Annotated in this window: 17 protein-coding genes and 1 tRNA gene; 7 read left to right on the top strand and 11 right to left on the bottom strand. The window is 60.3% G+C overall.

The annotated features are described in order from the left end of the window. Positions 1–344 precede the first annotated feature (344 nt). Complete coding sequence (locus DRET_RS05775; RefSeq protein WP_015751590.1) at positions 345–1730, top strand: D-serine ammonia-lyase; 1386 nt, start codon at positions 345–347, stop codon at positions 1728–1730. A gap of 664 nt (positions 1731–2394) precedes the next feature. Here the strand turns inward: DRET_RS05775 and DRET_RS05770 are convergent. From DRET_RS05770 to DRET_RS05735, 8 genes are all read right to left on the bottom strand, one after another. Further along, positions 2395–3063: a class I SAM-dependent methyltransferase gene (locus DRET_RS05770; protein WP_015751589.1), complete on the bottom strand. Its 669-nt coding sequence runs from the start codon at positions 3061–3063 to the stop codon at positions 2395–2397. A gap of 250 nt (positions 3064–3313) precedes the next feature. Further along, positions 3314–6805, bottom strand: a complete 3492-nt coding sequence (locus DRET_RS05765) for an ATP-binding protein (protein WP_015751588.1) — start codon at positions 6803–6805, stop codon at positions 3314–3316. Then, positions 6802–8052 carry a metallophosphoesterase family protein gene (locus tag DRET_RS05760; RefSeq protein ID WP_015751587.1) on the bottom strand — a complete coding sequence of 417 codons (1251 nt, stop codon included), beginning with the start codon at positions 8050–8052 and terminating at the stop codon, positions 6802–6804. Before DRET_RS05760 ends, DRET_RS05765 begins: the two co-directional genes overlap by 4 nt. An 83-nt stretch (positions 8053–8135) precedes the next feature. Continuing rightward, positions 8136–8564, bottom strand: coding sequence for an alternative ribosome rescue aminoacyl-tRNA hydrolase ArfB (gene arfB, locus DRET_RS05755; RefSeq protein WP_015751586.1), 429 nt, complete (start codon positions 8562–8564; stop codon positions 8136–8138). 96 nt (positions 8565–8660) lie between these two features. Beyond that, positions 8661–9131, bottom strand: coding sequence for a universal stress protein (locus DRET_RS05750; RefSeq protein ID WP_015751585.1), 471 nt, complete (start codon positions 9129–9131; stop codon positions 8661–8663). 258 nt (positions 9132–9389) lie between these two features. Then, positions 9390–9465: transfer RNA gene (locus DRET_RS05745), tRNA-Thr, on the bottom strand. A 248-nt stretch (positions 9466–9713) separates the two neighbouring features. Beyond that, on the bottom strand, positions 9714–10424 hold the full coding sequence (locus DRET_RS05740; protein WP_015751584.1) for a CDP-alcohol phosphatidyltransferase family protein: 711 nt from the start codon (positions 10422–10424) through the stop codon (positions 9714–9716). Positions 10425–10653: 229 nt separating this feature from the next. Next, the gene (locus tag DRET_RS05735; RefSeq protein WP_041282355.1) at positions 10654–11796 is read right to left on the bottom strand and encodes a pyridoxal phosphate-dependent aminotransferase; all 1143 of its coding nucleotides are present in this window, start codon (positions 11794–11796) and stop codon (positions 10654–10656) included. Between the two features lie 81 nt (positions 11797–11877). On the opposite strand from DRET_RS05735, the gene DRET_RS05730 reads away from it, so the two are divergent. Further along, entirely contained in the window at positions 11878–12756 is an 879-nt protein-coding gene (locus tag DRET_RS05730; RefSeq protein ID WP_015751582.1) for a DMT family transporter, read from the top strand. A gap of 182 nt (positions 12757–12938) precedes the next feature. Here the strand turns inward: DRET_RS05730 and DRET_RS05725 are convergent, their stop codons facing one another. Genes DRET_RS05725 through rsfS form a run of 3 tightly spaced genes read right to left on the bottom strand, consistent with a single transcriptional unit; the run spans position 12939 to position 15134 of the window. Further along, entirely contained in the window at positions 12939–13178 is a 240-nt protein-coding gene (locus DRET_RS05725; RefSeq protein ID WP_015751581.1) for a hypothetical protein, read from the bottom strand. Further along, positions 13175–14749 carry a 2,3-bisphosphoglycerate-independent phosphoglycerate mutase gene (gene gpmI, locus DRET_RS05720; RefSeq protein WP_015751580.1) on the bottom strand — a complete coding sequence of 525 codons (1575 nt, stop codon included), beginning with the start codon at positions 14747–14749 and terminating at the stop codon, positions 13175–13177. The genes DRET_RS05725 and gpmI overlap by 4 nt, the downstream gene beginning before the upstream one ends. Continuing rightward, a complete protein-coding gene (gene rsfS / locus DRET_RS05715; protein WP_015751579.1) occupies positions 14742–15134 on the bottom strand; it encodes a ribosome silencing factor in 393 nt (130 codons plus the stop codon). Before rsfS ends, gpmI begins: the two co-directional genes overlap by 8 nt. Positions 15135–15604: 470 nt before the next feature. Here rsfS and DRET_RS05710 point away from each other — a divergent pair, with 470 nt between their 5' ends. The 5 genes from DRET_RS05710 (at position 15605) to DRET_RS05690 (ending at position 20668) form a co-directional block, all read left to right on the top strand. Further along, the gene (locus DRET_RS05710; RefSeq protein ID WP_015751578.1) at positions 15605–16912 is read left to right on the top strand and encodes a phenylacetate--CoA ligase family protein; all 1308 of its coding nucleotides are present in this window, start codon (positions 15605–15607) and stop codon (positions 16910–16912) included. A gap of 205 nt (positions 16913–17117) precedes the next feature. Further along, positions 17118–17549: an ACT domain-containing protein gene (locus tag DRET_RS05705; protein WP_015751577.1), complete on the top strand. Its 432-nt coding sequence runs from the start codon at positions 17118–17120 to the stop codon at positions 17547–17549. An 87-nt stretch (positions 17550–17636) separates the two neighbouring features. Further along, entirely contained in the window at positions 17637–18818 is a 1182-nt protein-coding gene (locus tag DRET_RS05700; protein ID WP_015751576.1) for an ABC transporter substrate-binding protein, read from the top strand. Positions 18819–18880: 62 nt separating this feature from the next. Beyond that, positions 18881–19741: a branched-chain amino acid ABC transporter permease gene (locus tag DRET_RS05695; RefSeq protein ID WP_015751575.1), complete on the top strand. Its 861-nt coding sequence runs from the start codon at positions 18881–18883 to the stop codon at positions 19739–19741. Between the two features lie 30 nt (positions 19742–19771). Beyond that, positions 19772–20668, top strand: a complete 897-nt coding sequence (locus DRET_RS05690; protein ID WP_015751574.1) for a branched-chain amino acid ABC transporter permease — start codon at positions 19772–19774, stop codon at positions 20666–20668. The last annotated feature ends 6 nt before the right edge of the window (positions 20669–20674 follow it).

Here is a 20674-nt window from a genome sequence, read left to right as displayed (position 1 = left end):
CGAGACAGAGGCTGAAATATTCCGCCAAGCGATCTGTGAGTTCGGAATTGGGGCACTCTTTTCCGTCTCGCCAAGGGGGGGCAAAAGCGGGAGCTCTGGAAGTCGGGAATGGCCATCAGCAGGCTCCGAACAGCGGGATGGTGAAGGTGAGGTTGCTGGAAAGAAACGACCAAATTATCCATAATCCGGCGCAGGAAAAAATTGTACATGGGCCCTTGCTGTTTACCAAGACCGCTGGTCCGGCGCAAGAACTCGGACCCTTGCAAAGACCAATTTTTCAATGGCTGGGTGTAGCTCTGCCAATTTCGGCGTGCTGCCCGGAACTCCGAACACTGGAGCCGCATATGCATCAGACCATCGCCGGCAGAACCAAAGAACAGTGGTTCTCTTCTCATCCCCTGCTCGAACGTATCGTGGCCGGGGAGGAGGTCTTCTGGGCGAATCCGGAGACGGTAACGGCCGCGACCGCCCTGTCCCAGTTGGATATCCAGGCGGCTGATGTCTTTGACGCGGCCGAGCGCCTCCGACGGTTCGCGCCGTATATTCGAACCGTCTTTCCACAAACAGAGCCAGACGGCGGGATTATCGAATCGCCGCTCCGCGCCATACCGTCCATGCAGCGCGCATTGAGCCGGGAACGCGACACAGCGTTTCCGGGCCGGCTGCTGCTCAAATGCGATTCGGAACTCCCGATTTCCGGTTCCATCAAGGCTCGGGGCGGGATCTACGAAGTCCTCAAGCACGCCGAACATCTGGCCCTGGAGCACGGCTTACTCTCGCGCAGCGACGAGTACGCTCGCCTGAGCGAACCCCGCTTCTCCGACTTCTTCAGCCGCTACCGTATCGCGGTCGGTTCCACCGGCAACCTCGGGCTGTCCATCGGCATCATGGGCGCCACGCTCGGTTTTCAGGTCACGGTGCACATGTCCGCCGACGCCAAGGCCTGGAAAAAGGAACTCTTGCGCGCCAAGGGGGTGCGCGTGGTTGAATACGAAGACGACTACGGCCGGGCTGTGGCTGAGGGACGCAGCCAGGCCGCTACCGATCCCGGCTGCCACTTTGTGGATGACGAAAATTCCCGCGACCTCTTCCTGGGCTATGCCGTGGCTGGGGAACGTCTCAAACGCCAATTCGCTGAGCAGGGGATAACCGTGGACGCGGATCATCCGCTCCTGGCGTATCTCCCCTGTGGTGTGGGCGGCGGTCCGGGCGGCGTGGCCTTTGGTCTCAAGCTCGCCTTCGGAGATCACGTCCACTGCTTCTTTGCCGAGCCGACCCATGCCCCGGCCATGCTGCTCGGGCTGTACACCAAGGAATACGACCGCGTCAGCGTTCAGGATTTTGGTCTGGACAACCGTACCGCTGCGGACGGACTGGCTGTCGGTCGAGCATCCGGTTTCGTGGCCAGGCGTATGGGCCCGCTTCTGGATGGAGCGTACACCGTGGACGACACGACCATGCTCCGGGATCTGGCCCGGCTGTGGCAAACAGAAGCCCTCTTTCTGGAGCCCTCGGCTTTGGCCGGCATGGCTGGGCCGCATCGGGTGGTGGAGGCGCCGGAGTATCTGGCACGGCACGGTCTGCGGGATGTGCTGGACCAGGCCACACACCTGGTCTGGGGCACCGGGGGGTCGATGGTGCCGGAGGGGGAACGAAGGGAACTTTTACCTGAGAATGATATTGAAAAATTTCAGAATTGCAGTCTTGACCATGGAGGATTGGGGAATTGAACGCTTGATACGCGAAATGTTTTACCAGTCAGGCAACACATACCTGACACCGCGGCTCTGGGATTGTGCCAACAGCCTGACAAGGGGCGTTAGCCACCCACCGCTCCACGCGGCAATGGAACTGTTTGCTCTGTCTTCGTCACCTGGCAGGAGCCTCGTCACAAAGCACAACAGCATCGTCCACGAGGCGGGGGCACCGTTAGCCCAGCCAGACGCGCAGAAGCGAATAGGCCAGTAGTCCCGCTCCCAGCGGGACGTAGAGATAGAGTCACGGCGTGCATTTGCCGCGGGCTTTCCAGGCCATCAGGGCGAGGACTGCCCCGCCGATGCCAATAGCGATAATGGCTGAGGTGTTCATGTGGATTCCTTTCGATGGGATTTGTTGGAGAGTTCTCCGTTCTCAGGCTCCTGGCCTTGCAGTTTCCAGGAAAATGGAGCAGGAGCCGCAAAAGAGGCCTCGATCAGGGTGGAATTGTCGGCATATTCGCAGGGCAACGACCGGACCCAGCACCCCCTCCCCGGCCCTCCCCCTTGGCAAGGGGGAGGGGGCCATGAAAGCTGCAACCACGGGTATTTCGCATGTCCTCTCCCCGTGTCACGGGAAAAGACGCAGACAAGAAACTCACGAAGATCGGCTGGAGGGAGCGACAGCCGCCACACGCGTTTAGGTTTCTTCCCGGGCCCTTTGCTCTGTGCGCTTCTTGTACAAGAACACCACATTTTTGCGGGGGATCTCGCAGGTCCAGCCGAAGAGCTCAGCCAGGACGTGGAAGGTGGCTTCCTTGTAGAATGTGACATGGGTCGGATCACGGCGGTAGGACCAGTTGGCGAAGCGCTCGTCCTGGGTCTGAAAGCAGGTCATGATGCCGAGGATCCCACCGGGATTCAATAATTTGTTCAAAAAGGCGAATTCGTCGTAGGGTTGGTGGAAATGTTCGACGACCTCGCTGCAGGTGATGAAATCGTAGGTGTCGTGCAGTACCTCCGGTTCCGGGGCAAAAAACGGATCAAAGGTCCGCACCCCATGCCCCGCCTCGCGCAAAAGCATAGCCAGCACAGGCCCTGGGCCGCAGCCGTAGTCCAACCCCTGTTGGCCCGGCGGGAGGCGGTCTAGAAGGGGCGTGGCGAGCTTTTCCAGAAAGCGGCGGTAGCCGGTATCCTGCGGTGTGTTGTCGTGTTCAAGATAGCGGGCGTATTCGGCATCAGGGGCCGGCAGATGTGCCGCGTCGAGGCAGGTCGCTTCACAGACCGGACACCGCCAGTACACAGCGCTGCCGTCCTGAAAAAAGAATCTGGTGTCCGCTTGCCGGCAGACGGAACATAGTGGCGACATTGCTTTTCCTTCCCTGATACCAGATTGAAAATGGGGGTGTCCCAGCGCGCGGCAACAGGCGAAGAGCCGCGGCGCAGTCGCAAACAACGACGTGACCCGACAGAGATCAATGACCGCGCTCACGGCGCCGGATCACGAAGAACGAACGATCCCTGCTGTCGTTTCGCTCACGTTTTTTCCAAGCACTGCATTTCTTCACGTCGCAGCACCGCAACTCCCCAATTCCCCAATCCTGAAGAGTGGAACCTCTTCAGGCTGAAGCCTGCAATTCATACACCGCGCCCAGGCCGAGTTCGCGGACTGCGGTAGCGACCTGGTCGTGGTGGGAAAACACCAGGACCTGGTTCTTTGCCCCCAGGCGGGCCAAGGCCTGCAACGCGGCCCGGGTGCGCTGCTCGTCGAAATTGACAAGAATGTCGTCGACGATAAACGGCATGGGCTCGCTGCTGTGCAGCCGGTGCTCCAAGGACGCCAGACGCAGGGCGAGATACAGCTGGTCGCGGGTTCCGGAACTCATGCCCGCGACCGGGACGCGCTCTTCGCCGCGCAGACCGACAATGACCTGGTTGCCCTTGTCGTCGAGATCGGTGCGCAGACCATCGAAGGAGCCGAGGGTTACCTCCTGGAAATACCCGCTGGCCAAGGTCAGGACAGGATCCTGGTTTTCAGCGCGGTAGCGCTCGATGGCCTCGTCCAGGACCGTGGACGCCAAACGGAGTTGGGCATAGCGCTCGGCCAGACGACGGATCGTGGCCAGAGTCGCCTGGGCTTCTTCGGCCTTCCGCGCCGCTTCATCCCGGCCGTCCATTTCCCGGAATTCGCGACGCAATTCGCCGGCCTGGGCGCTCTGGTGCTCAATTTCCCCGTCCAAACGGTCCAATTCCTCATCGCAGGATTGGATCCGGGCCGGCAACTCGTCCGGGTCTTCAGCCGCAACCTCAGCGATCAGCTCCTCCACATCCGTTGCAGCGGCAATCTCGCCAAGTTCGTCCAGGGCCGCTCCCTTGTTCTGCTCCAGGGTCCGGTGTTCTTGCCACCGTTTTTCGATTCCGGGCAGTTCTTCGGCCTCGGTGCAGCCAGCCAGTTCGCAAAGCGCGGCCAATTCCCGGCTGGCCGCGTCGCGCGCGATCCGGGCCGATTCGATTTCTTCCTGGGTAGAGGCGATCCGTTCCTGGTAATGGGCCACAGTTGTAGCCAGGTCGCGTTCGCGCTGCAGTTGACCGTTTAACCGCTCCACCGCTTGATCCACTGGGATAGCAGCAAGATCCGGTGCAGTGCGCTCCACGAGACTGGCCACATCCCGCTCCAATTCCTGGCTGTCGCGCCGGATACCCTCGATGCGCTTGCGCAGCCCGTCGGCCGCATTCGCCCGACTGAGATAGGTCTCGAGATCGCTAAAGAAATTGTGGACTGTCTCCGGCGTCGCATCCTCGGGGAGCCCAAGTTCCTGCATGGCCTGCCCCCAACTCGCCTGCCAGGCACTCCTGGCTTCCTCGGCTGCGGTCAACCGATGCTGGGCTGTGGCCGTCTCCCGTTCCAGCCGGACCTGTTCATCCTGGAGCTGCTGCTGCTTGCGGGCCAACTCCTCCCGCGCCTTGAGAACGGCGTCGGCCCGCTCGCGCACCGGCGTGAGCTCCTCCCCGTGCGGCACCGCTTCCTCCAGAGCCTGGAGCTCGCGAACCAGGTTCACTCGCGCCGCCTCTCGCTTGCCTTCGAGTTCCTGGAGCGCAAAGCGGTCCTCGTAAAGGCGACGGGCCTGGTCGACGCCTTTTTGAAAACGGTGCAGCCAGCTGAGCATGGGGCGGGGGTCGTCTGGCTCAATGCCGGTACCGTCCCAGGTGGTGCGCCACCGCTGCTGCAGATCCTGCCAAGCAGCCTCCAGTCGCTCTTGCGCCTCCTGTAATGCCGCCCAATGCTGTCGGGCCCTGTCGTACTGGGCTACGAGCCGGGCATGGGTATGGACCCGTTCGCTTTCACGCCGCAAACGGTCGGCAAGTGAGTCCGCCTCGTGGAGTGTACGCTCAAAATGCTGGATCAGGTTGCCCCCGGAGACGATCTCGGTAACCGCATTGGAGACGTCTTCGCCGTCCACCCACTGCCGGCGCAACAAAGACCAGGCCGCATCCCGCTCCCGCCGCCTGGCATCCAGATCTTCTTCCGATGGCACTGCCCCGGCCTCCTTCTGGGCCTGCAGTTGTTCATCCAGATCGGCAAAGGTCTCTGAGAGTTCTTGACGCTGCGTCTCTAGCTCTGTGGAGCGCCGTTCGGTGTCCTCCCATTCCTGTTTCAGGAGTTGGACCTTCTCCTCCTGCGGCAACGTCAGCCTCAGAGCCTCTTCAGGCGTGCCATGCCACTTGCCAAGTTGAGCGAACATCGTGGCGCATTCCTGGTGGAGGCGATCGCACCCGCTGCGCTTTGTCGCGATCTCGGTATCGATATCGCCGAGGCGTCCGGCATGGACCGCAGCCTGGTGCAGCAGCGTGGTATCTTGAACATGGGGCAAAGTTTTCGAAGCGTCCCGGACCTGGGCCAGTTCCTCCTGTTTGCTCTCCCAGAGAGTGCGGCTGTCGGAGAGTTCCTTGTCCACCAGAGGCTTGCGCTCGCTCAGAGCCTGAACGCGTGGCCGGTGCTGCAAGAGCTGCTGCACCGTATCACTGTCAGCTGGGTCGAGATCCGGGCGCTGCCCCCGCAATACATCCCGGGCCGCGGCGCGGTGTTCGAGTTCATCGTCCTCCAGGGAGCGCAAGTCGGCCTGGCCTTTGCGGTAGGCGCCGAGACGCTGGTGCAGATCAGCGATGGTCGCGGCCTGATCCAAAAGCTCGTTATTCAGGGAGATACCGTCGAGTTTGTGCTGATCATTGGCCAGCCGTTTTTGGGCATTGTCCAGGGACTGCTGGGCCTCCCGCAACTGGTCCTGGCTCTCTTGTCGCCGTTTGGGGAAATCGTCGGGCAAATCGGGGACCGGACCGAGTTCGCTCAGCCCGGCTTCTGCTTTGCGCAGGCGGGCCAAAGGGGCCATCGCCTGCTGGATCCGTTCCAGACGGCGGCGTTCGGTCTGCTGAACGGCGCGCTCTGCCTTGAGCGCATCGAGACCTTTTTGCGCCTCGCGCAAAGCGCGTTCCTTGTGTTTCCAGGCCGTGCTGGCCAGGCCAAGCTGGTTGGATTCTTTTTTCAACTCACTATAGCGGTGCAGGGCGGCATTGAGGTCCGGCTTGCTCCCACTGGGTTTGAACACGGCCTCGTATTCCTCCTGCAACCCTTTCTGGACATGGCGCAGGGAAGCGATCCCACTGCCGGCGGCGAACAGGGTCGTGCCCGTACTGCCCTGCTCCTGCAAAATCGTGGTCCCTCCCTGGACCAGGCCGGGATGATCCAAACCGAACAGGGCCTGGAAGGTCTCCTGGTCCAAGCCCTGTAACCAGGCCGCTACCACCTGAGGATCAACGGCATTGCCCCCGGCGTCGAGGACACTGCCTTTGCGTTTTTTACGCCGGGAAAAGGTCAATGTGTCGCCACGCCCGTTCTCCAGGGTGCCGGAAACACACAGCCGGGGATTGGCGTGCAGAAAATTGTCGGTGGTCCGTTCGGGAAAGCCGTAGAGCCAAGCGGTCAGGGCGCGCAGGGTGCTGCTCTTGCCCGCCTCGTTCGGACCGTAGATCAGGTGCAGGGGCTGGGGGTCGAAAACCAGACTGGTGTCGGTAAACGGACCAAAGGCGTCGAGCGTGAAACGGGCGATCCTCATTGCGGACCTCCCTGGCGCAGCAAACGCCCAAGCAGGAGTTCACGGACGTCGTCCTGCATCCGCTGCCACTGCTGTGGATCCTTGAGATTGAAACCCTCCTCGCCCTCGGTGATCTCCTTGGGCAGTTGTTTCATCAAATCTTCCAACTCATTGGTGCAACTTTCCGGCAATTCCTGGGCTGCAATACACTGCATCAATTCCCCCAGCGGTGATTCCGGATCCACCTCCTGGGATTGATCTTCTGGTGGACGGGTGTGCAGCCGAATCTGTTCGATCCACAGATCGCCCATTTCAGCGGCCAGTGTCCGCCATTCCTCCTGGAAATGGCGTTGCCTGTCGTGGAGCTGGGCGTGCATTTGGGTCGCGCCGGTGCATTCCAGGCGGACCGCGACCGGGCGGCCCTCACCGGCGTCCCGGGCGGCCTGCAGTTCTGCGCGGACTGCGTGGCGGACATCGTCATCGCAGGTACAAGGACCACACTCGACGTTACCGCGAAACCAGCGCAGGACATCAATGTCCTGATGCACGACATCCCTGATGCGACCGTCCTCGACCTCGACCAGACTGCACCCTTTGGGACCAGTTTCCCGGATGTGCCGGCCCTGGATGGTGCCGGGAAAGACGATCCAGGGATCACGGGTGACAACCTCTCGTTCGTGGACATGGCCCAGGGCCCAGTAGTCGTAGCCCTTGTTGCCCAGGATATCCGGATGGGTCGGGGCGTAGGGTTCGTGACCGGGACGTCCGGTCAAACTGGTGTGCAGCAGGCCGATATTCAAGGCCCCGGCGACGGCCGGCGGATACTCGGCGGCCAAGTCCTCGCTGGTCTCGCGGCTGGAATAGCTCTGGCCGTGGATGACTGTGTTGCAGTGCTCCAGGGTCACCGACCCTGGTTTGGTGGCGGAAAAAAAGTGGACATTGTCCGGCGGGCGCAAGGTCTTGCCGATGGGGTTGGCCGCGTCGTGGTTGCCGCTGACCCCATAGACCGGGATCCCGGCCTCACGAAGCCGGCCCATGCACTGGGCGAAAAACAGGGCGGTGTGGAAGTCGCGCCAGGACTGGTCGAAGATATCCCCGGCCAAAAGGACAAAGGCGACCTCCTGCTCCTGGGCCAGGGTGACCAGATTGTCCAGGGCCCGGCGGGTGGCGTTACGAATCTGCTCCACCGGGGCGTCGGGATAGGTTTCCAGGCCCCGCAGCGGGCTATCGAGATGGAGGTCGGCGGCGTGGAGAAAACGAAAGGTCATCGGTAAACACTCTCGGGTAACAGGACACGGACGGTGCGGCGCCGCAGTGAGTTCGCGCCGGTTTGAACGGCAAGAGGAGGAGTTTACTCAGAATCGTTGCTGCGGTCGACCCGTCCGCGCAGGGATTTGATCCGGCGGCGGTGCTTTTTCTGTTGCAGGCGCCGTTCTCGTGCCGACCGTTTTGGCGTAGTCGGACGGCGGGTTTTGGGCGGGGTGGCGGCCTCAGCCACAATCTGCTGCAACCGGTCCAGGGCTTGCCGGCGGTTCGCCTCCTGACTGCGAGCGGTCTGGGCCTTCAAGATCAGGACGCCTTCTTTGTTCACGCGCTTGTCCTTGCGGCTGAGCAAGCGCGCTTTGACCGCTTCCGGCAGTGAGGAGGACGGGATATCGAAACGGAGTTGGACCGCTGTGGCTACGGTATTCACGTTCTGTCCGCCCGGGCCCTGGGAGCGCACGGCGTTCAGTTCGATTTCCGAGAGGGGAATATGGAGTCGACGGGTAATGGCAAGCATACGGGTGGTCAGGCTCGAGGGAGTTCAAAATCGGCTGCAGGCCGTCGGCAACTCGGCCCGCCCCCAGCAGTGCTGCCGGGAGCGGGCGTCTTCAGCTTAGTCGGCCTCGGCCTCAGGGTTGACCAGGGTGACCGGAACCGGAGAGCGTTTGGCGACCTCACGAGCCACTTTGCCAAATTCGCTCCCGGGACGGCCGACTTGATCGAAACTGTGCCCGCGGCTGGTCATAACAATCATATCCACATCCTCGTTCTCCGCGGCCTTCAAGATCTGTTGCACCGGATCCCCGCGCAGAATGCGCACCGAGACGTTCGGGCAACTGCCGAGTTTGTCGGCGCAGATCTGGCGCAAGTCCTTCTTGGCCCGTTCCAGTTCCCAGCCTTGAAATTTTTCGATCAGTTCCGGACTGGGATAGTTGCCGTACGCCGGAAACAGAGAACACAGGTCCGGGGCGACATACAGCGCCAGGACCTGGGATTCGTATTTCTCCGCCAGGGAATTGATGTGCGGGATCGCTTTGAGGGAACTGGCGGACAGTTCCGTGGGCCAGAGAATAGTGTGTGGCATGAGACGCCTCCTTTGCTGGCGAATTGGTGCCGGACCTCTTCCGGATGGGACGAAGAAATTCCCATTGCATCCATCTATGCCACACCCCTGGAGCAAAAGACAATCCCCGGGGCAAACCGTCTCGCCCTTGCCTGCTGTTGTTCTGCTGTTTTGGTTCCCAGCCAAGCAACAACCAATCAAGTGCATACAAATTGCAACCAATTGCGCTCAGAAACGCAAAAAGCCCTCAGAGGTGTTCCTCTAAGGGCTTGATATCTCTGGAGCCAGCGATCCGACTTGAACGGACGACCTGCTGATTACGAATCAGCTGCTCTACCAACTGAGCTACGCTGGCCAACTGGCGTACGCGGAGATAGCAGGGGTTACGGGGGGCGTCAAGTTTTTTTCACAATCCACAATCGCCCTCAGACCCCTGCACTCCTTTGTTTCTGCGTCACGAGCACTTGGTACCTGGTCACGAGGAGGTGCAAGTCGATTTCGATTGCTTGTCCATGGTTTTCTCGTTGCCTCGCGCCATTCCCCTTTCGTCAATTCTCCAATTTTTCAATCCAGAGTTTTTCAATATCTCAACATTTCAGCACACTACGCCCCTTCACGCTCCCCCCTGGTCACGCGAAAATGGTGGATAATAGAAAGACTCATATAATAGGCCGGAAAGACCAGCGACATTCCGGCAGCGGTGTCAGCCGAGGGCGTGTTGGGGAAAAGACAGACATAGGCCACCAGGAGGCCGTACCCGATAGAAAGCAGCGTCGTGGTCCGCTTCATGAACCGGGTTTTGGTCGGATAAATGTAGTGCAGGGGAACGAAAATAAGCAATGAGAAGAACAACAGCACTCCGATGGCCATTGTGTTCGGGAATTCAAGGACATACAGATACAGAAAGACAAGATTCCAATACGAGGGGAAGCCGACGAAAGATTCCTCGGTCTTGGCGTTATCCTGGCAAAACCCGTAGAGGCTGGCCAGCATGGGCACGGCCGCGACCCAGTTCCAGCCCGGTTCAAGGATCCCGAATTGGATGAGCCCCATACATGGCAAAAAGACAAAGGTCAGGTAATCAATGAGATCGTCGAGTTTCGCCCCATCGAAATTGGGATAAATCTCTTTGATCCCCAGGCGGCGGGCCATTGTGCCGTCCGTGGCATCGACCACTACAGCCAGAAACAGGGCCAGGAGAAAGGCACCGATGTCCTTTTCGATCAGGGCAATCGTGGCCCAGAGGGAAAACAGAACCCCGCTCATGGTGTACAGATGCGTGCCCGCAGCCCACAATTTTTTACTGGTCAACATATATGTGTGTCCCCAATGGATTGCGTCGAAGAAGAGAAAACCGATTTGTTACACAAAGGGAGCCGGAACCCTTACATCGGCAATGCAAATCACGAGGCCGACGAGCACCTCGAGAAGGTACGCGCCGGCCTTTTGTGTTGCGTTGCCTCTGGCTTTTGGAAAAGACGCAGGACCACGCCCTTCCGGCCTCGTTCTCGCTCTTCGGGCCGGGAAACCAACGGGCGCTGGTCTACAGTTTTTGGATATACGCCTCAAGACGATCCATGCCTTTTTCGATATTCTCCAGGGAATTGGCGTAGGAAAAGCGCAGGTATCCTTCTCCGCCGGGACCAAAATCGATCCCCGGTGTCACGCCGACGTGGGCCTTGTGCAGGATATCGAAGGCCAGCGTATAGCTGTCGCTGCCGAGATGGCTGGCATTGACAAAGACATAGAAAGCGCCCTTGGGTTCTACAGCCAGGGTAAAACCCATCTTCTGCAGCCGCTGCAGCAAGACCTGGCGGCGGGTATCATACGTTTGGCGCATGCGTTCTACATCCGGTCCGGCGTGGCGCAGGGCGGCGATGGCCGCGTGCTGGGCAACGGAGCCGGCGCAGATGAAAAGATTCTGGGCCAGTTTCTGGATAGCGCGCATGAACCGCTGCGGGGCGATGAGATAGCCGAGGCGCCAGCCGGTCATGGCGTAAAGCTTGGAAAATCCGTTCAGGACAAAGGCGTCTTCGGTGTGTTCAAGGACCGACGAGGCGGCTTCGCCGTAGACCAGGCCGTGGTAAATCTCATCAGCAACCAGCGCGGGCTGGAGACCAGCCAATTCCTGAATCCATTCCCCGGGCAGGACAGTCCCGGCCGGATTGGACGGCGAATTGACCATCATGGCTCGGGTACCAGGGGTGATGGCCTCGCGGACCAGGTCCGGGTGGAGTTGGAACCCGTCGGCCTCGCGCAAACGGACCCGTTTGGGCTCGCCGTGCACGAAATGGACAAAATTGGGATAACAGGCGTACCCCGGGTCGGGGAGGAGGACTTCCTCGCCGGGTTCAAGCAAGGCGCCGAAGGCCAGGAGCATGGCCGGGGAGGTGCCGGAGGTGACCACGATCTGCTCCGGGCAGAGCGAGACTCCGTAGCGAGTGTGGTAGTCCTCGCAGATGGCCTCGCGCAAGGCCATGACCCCCAGACTGTGGGTATAATGGGTCTGGCCGTCAGAAATGGCTTTATTGGCGGCTTCCTTGACACAGTCCGGGGTATCGAAGTCCGGTTCGCCAATCTCCAGGTGGACGATGTCGTGGCCCTCGGCCTCCAGGGCATGAGCGGCTTCAAGCACATCCATGACCAGAAAAGGTCTGATTTTGTCCGTGCAGCTTGCGGGATGGATCACGGCGGCTTCCTTATTGTCGTCGGCAGATTGGAATCATTCGTGATTGGAAATTGGCAGGGAAGCTGCTAGGTCTCGCGCATGCGCCAACAAACCAAAGCTTACTGCTTTGCCCTGACCACGGTCCTTATCTGGTCCACAGTGGCCTCGGCCTTCAAGATTTCCCTGCGCCATATCAGTCCGGTGGGACTGCTCCTGTATTCCTCATGGATCTCGGCCGGAATTCTGGGGCTGATCCTCGTCGTCCAGGGCAAGCTCGGACTCCTCAAGCAGCTGAGTAAACGGGATTACCGTGATTCCCTCGGCTTTGGTCTGCTCAACCCCTTCGCCTATTACCTCGTCCTGTTCAAGGCGTATGACCTGCTTCCGGCCCAGGAAGCCCAGCCGCTGAATTACACCTGGGCCGTCACGCTCTCACTGCTGGCCGTGCCTCTGCTCGGGCAAAGGTTGCGCGCACTCGATCTGGCCGGCTTGCTGGTCAGCTATAGCGGTGCTTATGTCATCGCCACTCGGGGCCGAATCTTGGCCCTGGATTTCTCCGATCCGCTCGGGGTCGGTCTGGCCTTGGGCAGCACGCTCATATGGGCCGTGTATTGGATCGCCAACACCCGCGATACCCTGGATCCGACCTGCCGGCTGTTTCTCAATTTCGGGTTCGGCGCTGTGTTAGTGACCCTCTACGCCGGGCTGACAGGGGAATTCGCCTGGCCCAATGGCCCGGCTCTGCTGGGCACAGCCTACATCGGCATTTTCGAGATGGGAGTGACCTTTGTCCTCTGGGCCACCGCGCTGAAGCTGAGCACTTCGGCGGCCAAAGTCAGCATCCTCATCTATCTCTCGCCGTTTTTGTCGCTGATCTTCATCCGCTTTTTCGTGGGCGAGGCCATCATGGGCTCGACCATAACCGGCTTGGTGCTGATCATGGCCGGAATCGGACTGCAACAGATCCCGAGTCAATAATTCGCGGGCGGGCTCATTGAGCAGGCGACGTCGCAACTGTGATCTTGCCGCATAAGATCAATAGCACCCGCCCGCGCCTTTCCTGAGTCGCTTCACAGAACGCGCTTAGTATATGGCTGGCCTGAAGGCAAATCGCTCAATTGCGCAAGGATTTGGTGCCATTGGACACCAGGTAACGGGGCTCAGACGTAATCCGGATCCACTGCCGCGTGGCCATTGGCGAGCATGGTCTTGACAAACCGGACCGTACGCTCGTCCACAGGAGCCACGGGGAATTGCCGACCGCAGGCGTCGCACTGGGCCATGGCCGGTTGGGTCGGTGCCAGCAAAGGAGTTTTGCGCCCGCAATGCGGACAGCCATAATAGACGATCATCTCCAGCCCCAGGGGCTTGGAAGGGGTAAGCGGCGAGGAGGTACTCATACAGATTCCTTTGGCGCGGAAGCCTCGCTGTCGCGGGAAAGCAAGGAGCGGCCGGTCATGGACGGCGGCGGTTCCACGCCCCAGAGGTCGAGAATAGTCGGGGCGATATCCCCCAGGATCCCGTCACTGCGCAACGAGTGCGTCGCGGGATCGATGAGGACAAATGGGACAGGATTGTGGCTGTGCGCTGTGTACGGCGCTCCGTTGTCGCCCTGCATGACGTCGGCATTGCCGTGGTCTGCGGTCAACAGGATCCGGCCGCCGGTGGCGAGGATCGAGTCCGCGACCCGGCCGACGCACGCGTCGACCGCTTCAACCGCCTGAACAGCGGCCTCGAAATTGCCGGTGTGCCCGACCATGTCCAGGTTGGCGAAATTCGCGACTACCAAGGCGTAGTCGCCGCTCTGCCATTTGGCGATAAGCCTGTCGGTGACCTCAAAGACGCTCATTTCCGGCTTGAGGTCATAGGTGGCCACATCTTTGGGCGAGGCGATGAGTTCACGATCCTCCCCGGCAAACGGGGTTTCCTCACCGCCATTGAAGAAATAGGTCACATGGGCGTACTTCTCCGTCTCGGCGATCCGGAGTTGGCGCAATCCCATGCGGGAAACCACCGCACCGAGGATCTCCTTGAGGTGCTGTGGAGCAAAGGCCGCCGGCAGATGGAAGGTCGCGTCGTATTCGGTCATCGTCGCCAGGCCAGCCAACTGCGGCGGACATCCACGATCAAAAAACGCAAAGTCCGGGTCGTTCAGGGCCTGAACCAACTGCCGGGCTCGATCGGCCCGGAAATTGAAAAAAAAGACGGTGTCGTTGTCAGCAATCGGGCCCAGCGGCTGACCGGCTGCGTCGACCAGGATCTGGGGCACGACAAACTCATCGGTGACCCCTTGGTCATAACTCGCCTGGACGCAGTCCAACGGATCGGTACAGACCGGTCCCTCACCGTGGACAAGGGCCTGGTACGCCAGAGCCGTTCGGTCCCAGCGCTTGTCGCGGTCCATAGTATAATACCGGCCGGAAACGGTGGCGATGGAGCAGCCGGGTCGCTGACGGACAAAATTGTGCAACCGCTGCATGTACCCGAGGCCGCTTTGCGGCGGCGTGTCCCGGCCGTCGAGAATGGCGTGGACACAGATGCGCTCGACTCCAGCGGCCAGAGCGGTGTCGATGAGCGCTTCGAGATGCTCCTGATGGGAGTGGACCCCGCCGTCGGAGACCAGGCCAATCAAGTGCAGCCGGCCGCCGCTATGGCGGGTGGCGGCGAAGAGATCGCTCAGCACCGGGTTTGTGGCCAATGTGCCGTCGGCAATGGCCTGGCTGATGCGGACAATATCCTGGTTGACGACGCGTCCGGCCCCGATATTGAGGTGGCCGACCTCGGAATTGCCCATCTGGCCTTCGGGCAGCCCTACAGCGCGACCGGTACAGCGGAGTGTGGTCCGGGGAAAGGAGGTGCAAAGGCGGTCCAGGTGCGGGGTCTCGGCACTATGGATGGCGTTGTCGGGACTCGGCTCTCCAGCACCCCATCCGTCGAGCAAGAGCAACAGGGTTGGTGCGGGTTCAGGCATCCTTGGGCTCCGGCTCGGGGACAATGGTCTCGCCCTCGGTCCACAACCCTTCGACATTATAAAAGCCGCGGTATTCCTCCTGGAAAATATGGACCAGGACATCGTTGATATCGATCAGGATCCAGGTTCCGGTCCGGTAGCCCTCCATGCCCATGAGTTCAATACCGTGCTCCGCGAGTTTGGCCAGCAAGCCGTCGGCCAGGGCCTGGGCGTGCCGGGCACTGCCAGCCGAGACCACGACCAGGGCTTCGGTCACGTTGCAGACCTTGCTCACATCCAGAGCCACCATGTCCTTGGCCTGTTTTTCTTCGAGCCACTGCAAAAGATCCCGCGTCTTGCGCAGGTAGTCGCCTTTGTACGAATCCGTCTGTTTTTTGTGCGCCATATCGTCCGTCGAGCGTTGTTACAAGTCCGCGTCTATTGTGATCGTCTGCATCCGCAGTGAAGCCACCTCACCAGGTGCCTCTACAAACATTTTATTGTAGCCCACTTTTTTTTCAGGTGCAAACTCGCTCCTGCCAGGACCGAATTGCCCGGCGCACTGCTGCGTATGGGACGCCCGCAACAGTCAATAAGGACGTGTAGCGCGTAAGCCAGACCTTGACGGTCCGCCGTATTTCGGGCATGGACATCCGCATGACCGCCTTTCCCTCCACCATCTCCTTTTTCGCCACCTATTGGTATTTTTGGTACGGGTTCCGATCAGAGTCCGTGGTGGTTTGAGGCGCGCCCGCAGCGATCTGCCAGGCCACGGACTCCCCTCCGTGGCCTTTTTGTTTCCAGGACCGGCACACAATCGCCGGGTTTCAGTATTGAGCCACACGCCGAATCAACTCCGCAGCCAAAGGGGGCCCTATGCTGTACGATGTGGAAAAGGAAACCTTGCCCCGCGAAGAACTCGAAGCATTGCAATTGCGCAAGTTGCAGTCCCTCGTGGAGCGCGTCTACTACAACGTGCCCTTCTATCGCGAAAAACTGGATGAAGCCGGAGTCAGGCCCGAAGACATCCGCAGCCTGCGGGATGTACAATTCCTCCCGTTTACCGAAAAGCAGGATCTGCGCAACAATTACCCCTTTGGCCTCTTTGCCGTCCCCCGCGAAAATGTCGTCCGCATCCACGCCTCTTCCGGAACGACTGGCAAGGCCACTGTCGTCGGCTATACCCAGCGCGATGTCCGCAATTGGGCCACGCTCATGGCCCGTTCGCTGATGGCCGCCGGAGCGACACGGCGGGACACCGTGCACAACGCTTACGGCTACGGGTTGTTTACCGGCGGCCTGGGCGTCCATTACGGCGCGGAACAACTCGGGGCCTCTATCGTGCCCATTTCAGGCGGCGGCACCAAGCGCCAGGCCACCCTGCTCAAGGACTTCGGCCCCACTGTCATCTGCTGCACCCCTTCCTACGCCCTGCATCTCTATGAAACGGCCAAGGCCGGTGGCCTGGATGTTGAAAATCTTCCCCTGCACACCGGAATCTTCGGCGCCGAACCTTGGACCGACGAAATGCGAGCCGACCTCGAATCCAAGCTGGGCATCAAGGCCTTGGACATCTATGGTCTGTCCGAGATCATGGGACCCGGCGTCGCCATGGAATGCCGCCCCGCCCAGGACGGGCTGCATATCTGGGAAGACCACTTCCTGGTCGAGACCATCGATCCCGAAACCGGGGAACAGCTTGCTCCCGGGGAGACCGGGGAATTGGTGATCACGACGCTGTCCAAGGAGGCGCAGCCGCTCCTGCGCTACCGCACCCGGGACCTGACCCGCCTGAACACCGTCCCCTGCCGCTGCGGGCGGACCCATACCCGTATGGCCCGGGTCATGGGACGCAGTGACGACATGCTCATCATCCGTGGCGTGAACGTCTTTCCGTCGCAAATCGAGAGCATCCTGCTCGAAACCGAGGGCATTGCGCCGCACTACCAGCTCATCCTGCGCCGTCACGGTTCGCTGGACACACTTGAAATCCACGTCGAAATCGACGATTCCACTTTCTCCGACGAGATCAAGCATTTACAACGTCTTGAGCGCAAGATACAGAAAAACATCAAAGAGTTCCTGGGTGTGACCGCGGATATCAAGCTCGCCGAACCGATGAGTATCGCCCGCTCCCAGGGCAAAGCCCAGCGGATTATCGATCGTCGCCACGAAGCCGAATAACAGTCCACAGACTGGTGAACACCACCATATCAGGCAGGCCGTTCAACCATCCCAAGGGACGGCGCAGAAAACGTTCAAGGTCGCAAAATTGCCCAGTGACCCCCTCTCGTTCATTGGGCGTTCGTCTTGGTCTATATGCATATGGACGTTTTGCCACTTTGCTGCCATTGGGAGTTTTTCAACGAGCTGCTAAAGGGGGCCTCTCATGAAAGTCGAACAGATCTCCATTTTCCTCGAAAACCGGGCCGGCCGTCTGGCCGACGTCACCCGTGTCCTGTCTGAATCCGGAGTCAATATCCGAGCCTTGTCCCTGGCCGACACCTCGGATTTCGGAATCCTGCGCCTGATTGTCACCGACCACGAAAAGGCCAAAGCCGCATTGAAAGAGAAGGGATTCACGGTGGGCCGGACCAATGTCGTGGCTGTTGAAGTCGACGATCAGCCCGGCGGACTGCACAAAATCCTGGACCTCTTGACTTCGAATTCCATTAATGTCGAATACATGTACGCCTTTGTTCAGCAAAGCGGCAAAAACGCGGTCCTCATTTTCCGTTTTGATCGTACCGACCAGGCCATCGACGTCCTGCAGGAGCACGGCGTGCGGATTATTCCCGGCAGCGAACTCTATTCCCTGTAGCTGGAATCGGCCCGTTTTCTGCGGGCCGTTTTTCGAGCCGCCCCCTCTCTCTTGCGAGCAACCCGATCAGTCCGGAAAGGAGCGTCTATGCCCCAATTGCCCAATTTTTCCCGCTGTGCCCTTTGTCTCGGCGCGCTTTTTCTCGCGCTGGCCCTGGCGGCCTGTCAGGACTCCACATCGTCCCAGGACCAGGCCCAGAACCAGGAGGATCAGACCCAGGCCCTGAAGATAGGAGCCGTTTTACGTCTCTCCAAAGGCGCCTCCGATGGATTGCCGGCCCGCCACGGTATTGAAATCGCTGTGCAGGAAATCAACTCCCAGGGCGGCATCGACGGCCGGCCCCTGGAAGTTGTCTACTACGACAGCAAGGACGACGCGACGACGGCTGTGAACGCGGTCCAGAAACTCATTTCCGTGGACGAGGTCGAGGCCATCATCGGTCCGATGATGAGCGGCAATGTCCTGGCCGCTGCCCCACTGTGTCAGCGCAACAATGTGGTTTTGCTCACTCCCACCGGCACCTCGCCGCGCATCTCCGAGGCCGGATCGTATACCTTCCGCCTCTGTTCCCGCATCGACGATCAGGCCCGGGCCCTGGTCCAGGAAGCCCTGAGCCGAGTTGGAGCGGACCCGACCGTGACTATCCTCTACAGCAACGAACCCTACGGCAAGGGGTCCAAAGAACTCTTCACGCGCTACCTTGCCGAGCAGGACATCACTCCGGCCACTGTGGAATCGTTCCAGCGCGGCGACAAAGACTTCCAGGCCCAGCTGACCAAGATCAAACAACTCAATCCGGACATCCTCTTTGTCCCCGGATATCTCCAGGAAACCGCTCCGCTGATCAGCCAGGCCCGGCAGATGGGGATCAATGCCCTCAGCGTCGGTGTTTTCGGTGATATGGCCCCGAAATATATTGAACTAGCCGGCAAGGCCGCTGAAGGCCACCTCATCGCTGGTGAATACAATAAGCACAAGGACACCGAACACAACCAGGACTTTGTCAACGCCTATGAGGCGCTTCTGGCGGATCAGCCCAAGGCCCCGGAAAACATCATGTTCGCGGCTTTGACCTACGACGCGGTCCATCTTTTGCGGCAGTCCTTCAGCACCGGGGCGACCACGGGCAGCGCCATCCAGTCCTTCCTGGACGAGTTGGAGGCCTTTGACGGCATCACCGGGACACTTTCCTTCGATGCTAACGGGGACGTCCAAAAAGGCGGGGTCTACCTCTTTGAGGTCCAGAACGGGACCTACCGTAAACTGTAATTGCCGGAGGGCGGGAGTCATCCTGCCCTTTTTTTGACCACGGCTTTTTCAAGCGAGCTGATATGATCTGGCAGCAAATCGTGAACGGAATCGTGGCCGGGTCGGCCTACGCCCTGGTCGCCCTGGGCTATTCCCTGATCTACGGGGTGTTGGGGCTGATCAACCTGGCTCAGGGCGAAATCTATATGGCCGGGGCCTTCGGCCTCTGGATAGCGGCCGCGGTCCTCGGCCTACCGTTGCCCCTGGCCGTGCTCTTTGGCCTGCTGTTCTCGGCAGTGGTCGGATTGAGCATGGAGCGGGTGGTGTTCCGGCCGCTGACAGGACGTCATCCACTGATCCCCTTGTTGGCTGCCATCGGTTTGTCCATTTTTCTTCAGTCCGTTGCCTTGCTGGCCTTTGGCCCGGAAACCCGTCCCTTTCCTCTGGAATTCGAGCCGCAGCTCTGGAATCTGGGGCCAGTCACCCTCTCCACGCTGCAGTTGCTGCTGGTCACAACTGCACTCGCGCTGATGGGCGGACTGTTCTGGTATGTCCATGCCAGCCGCCACGGTCAGGCCTTGCAGGCCGTGGCCATGGACCGTGAAGCCGCGCGGCTCGTGGGCATCAAACCCCATCAATGCGTGGCCCAGGCATTCGGCATCGGCGGCATGCTCAGCGGAGCCGCGGGGATGATGATGGCGGCCTATTACAACGCCACCTACCCCTACATGGGAGTGCTGCCGGGACTGAAAGGGTTTTGCGCCGCCGTGCTCGGCGGAGCGGGATCGATCCCCGGGGCCATTCTCGGGGGACTTATTCTGGGCCTTTCCGAAAACCTCGGTGCCGCCTACATCCACTCCGGGTTCAAGGACGGCTACGCGTTCGCTATTTTGATCGCCATCCTGCTTTTGCGCCCCCAGGGGCTCTTGGGCAAATCCAAATAACGGCCTCGTGCCGCTGCCGGACTACTATCTATGGCTGCATACATCCTTCACCTCGCCGTTCTGGGCGGCATGTACGTCCTGCTGGCCGCCAGTCTGAACATCCCGGTCGGGCTTTCCGGACAGGTCTCCCTGGGCCACGGCGCGTTTTTCGGCATCGGGGCCTACATCTCCGGACTGTTGGCCATGCATTATACCATTGTGCCCTTTCCGCTCCTGCTGGTCCTGGCCGGTCTTGGCAGCGCGGCCGTTGCGGTTTTGCTCAGCCCTCCGGCTCTGAAACTCAAAGACGAATATCTGGCCGTCGTGACCCTTGGCTTTGGGCTCATCTTTGAACTCGGCCTGAAAAACCTCGCCTTCACCGGAGGCACGGACGGCCTCTACGGTCTGCCGAATTTCGGTATGCAGGGCGCGGATTTTCTCTGGTGGGTCTGGGGCGCGGTCACCCTCTGTCTTTTTGTCACCTCACGGCTACGTAAGGGACAATTCGGACGCAATCTGACCGCGATCAAGGAATCCGAGCGGACCGCCAGGACATTGGGCATCGCCCCGCTGCCGCTCAAGGTCGGGTGTTTCGCCCTCTCGGCCTTGTTTGCCGGTATTGCCGGCAGCCTCTACGCCCACTACATCACCTTCATCAATCCCGGTGTGTTCGGCCTGCACACTTCGATTTTACTGTTGTGCATGGTCGTTCTCGGCGGCATGGGCACTGTGCTTGGCCCTCTGGCCGGGGGCATTTTGCTCTTTTTGCTCCCGGAGTTGCTCCAGGAATTCGCCGATTACCAGGATCTCGTTTACGGCGGCCTGTTGATCGTCATCCTTATCTTCCGCCCTCAGGGGCTCCTCGGACGCGCTCCCGGCCAGGGCCGCCGCCGTTTCCCGCTGCGGCGCCGGACCCAATCGGCACCCGCATCAACCTCCAATGCGTGACCGCGG

This window comes from Desulfohalobium retbaense DSM 5692 (genome assembly GCF_000024325.1).
Taxonomy (GTDB): domain Bacteria; phylum Desulfobacterota; class Desulfovibrionia; order Desulfovibrionales; family Desulfohalobiaceae; genus Desulfohalobium; species Desulfohalobium retbaense.
Note: the sequence above shows the minus strand (reverse complement) of the source record. Positions and strands in the feature narration are given on the sequence as shown.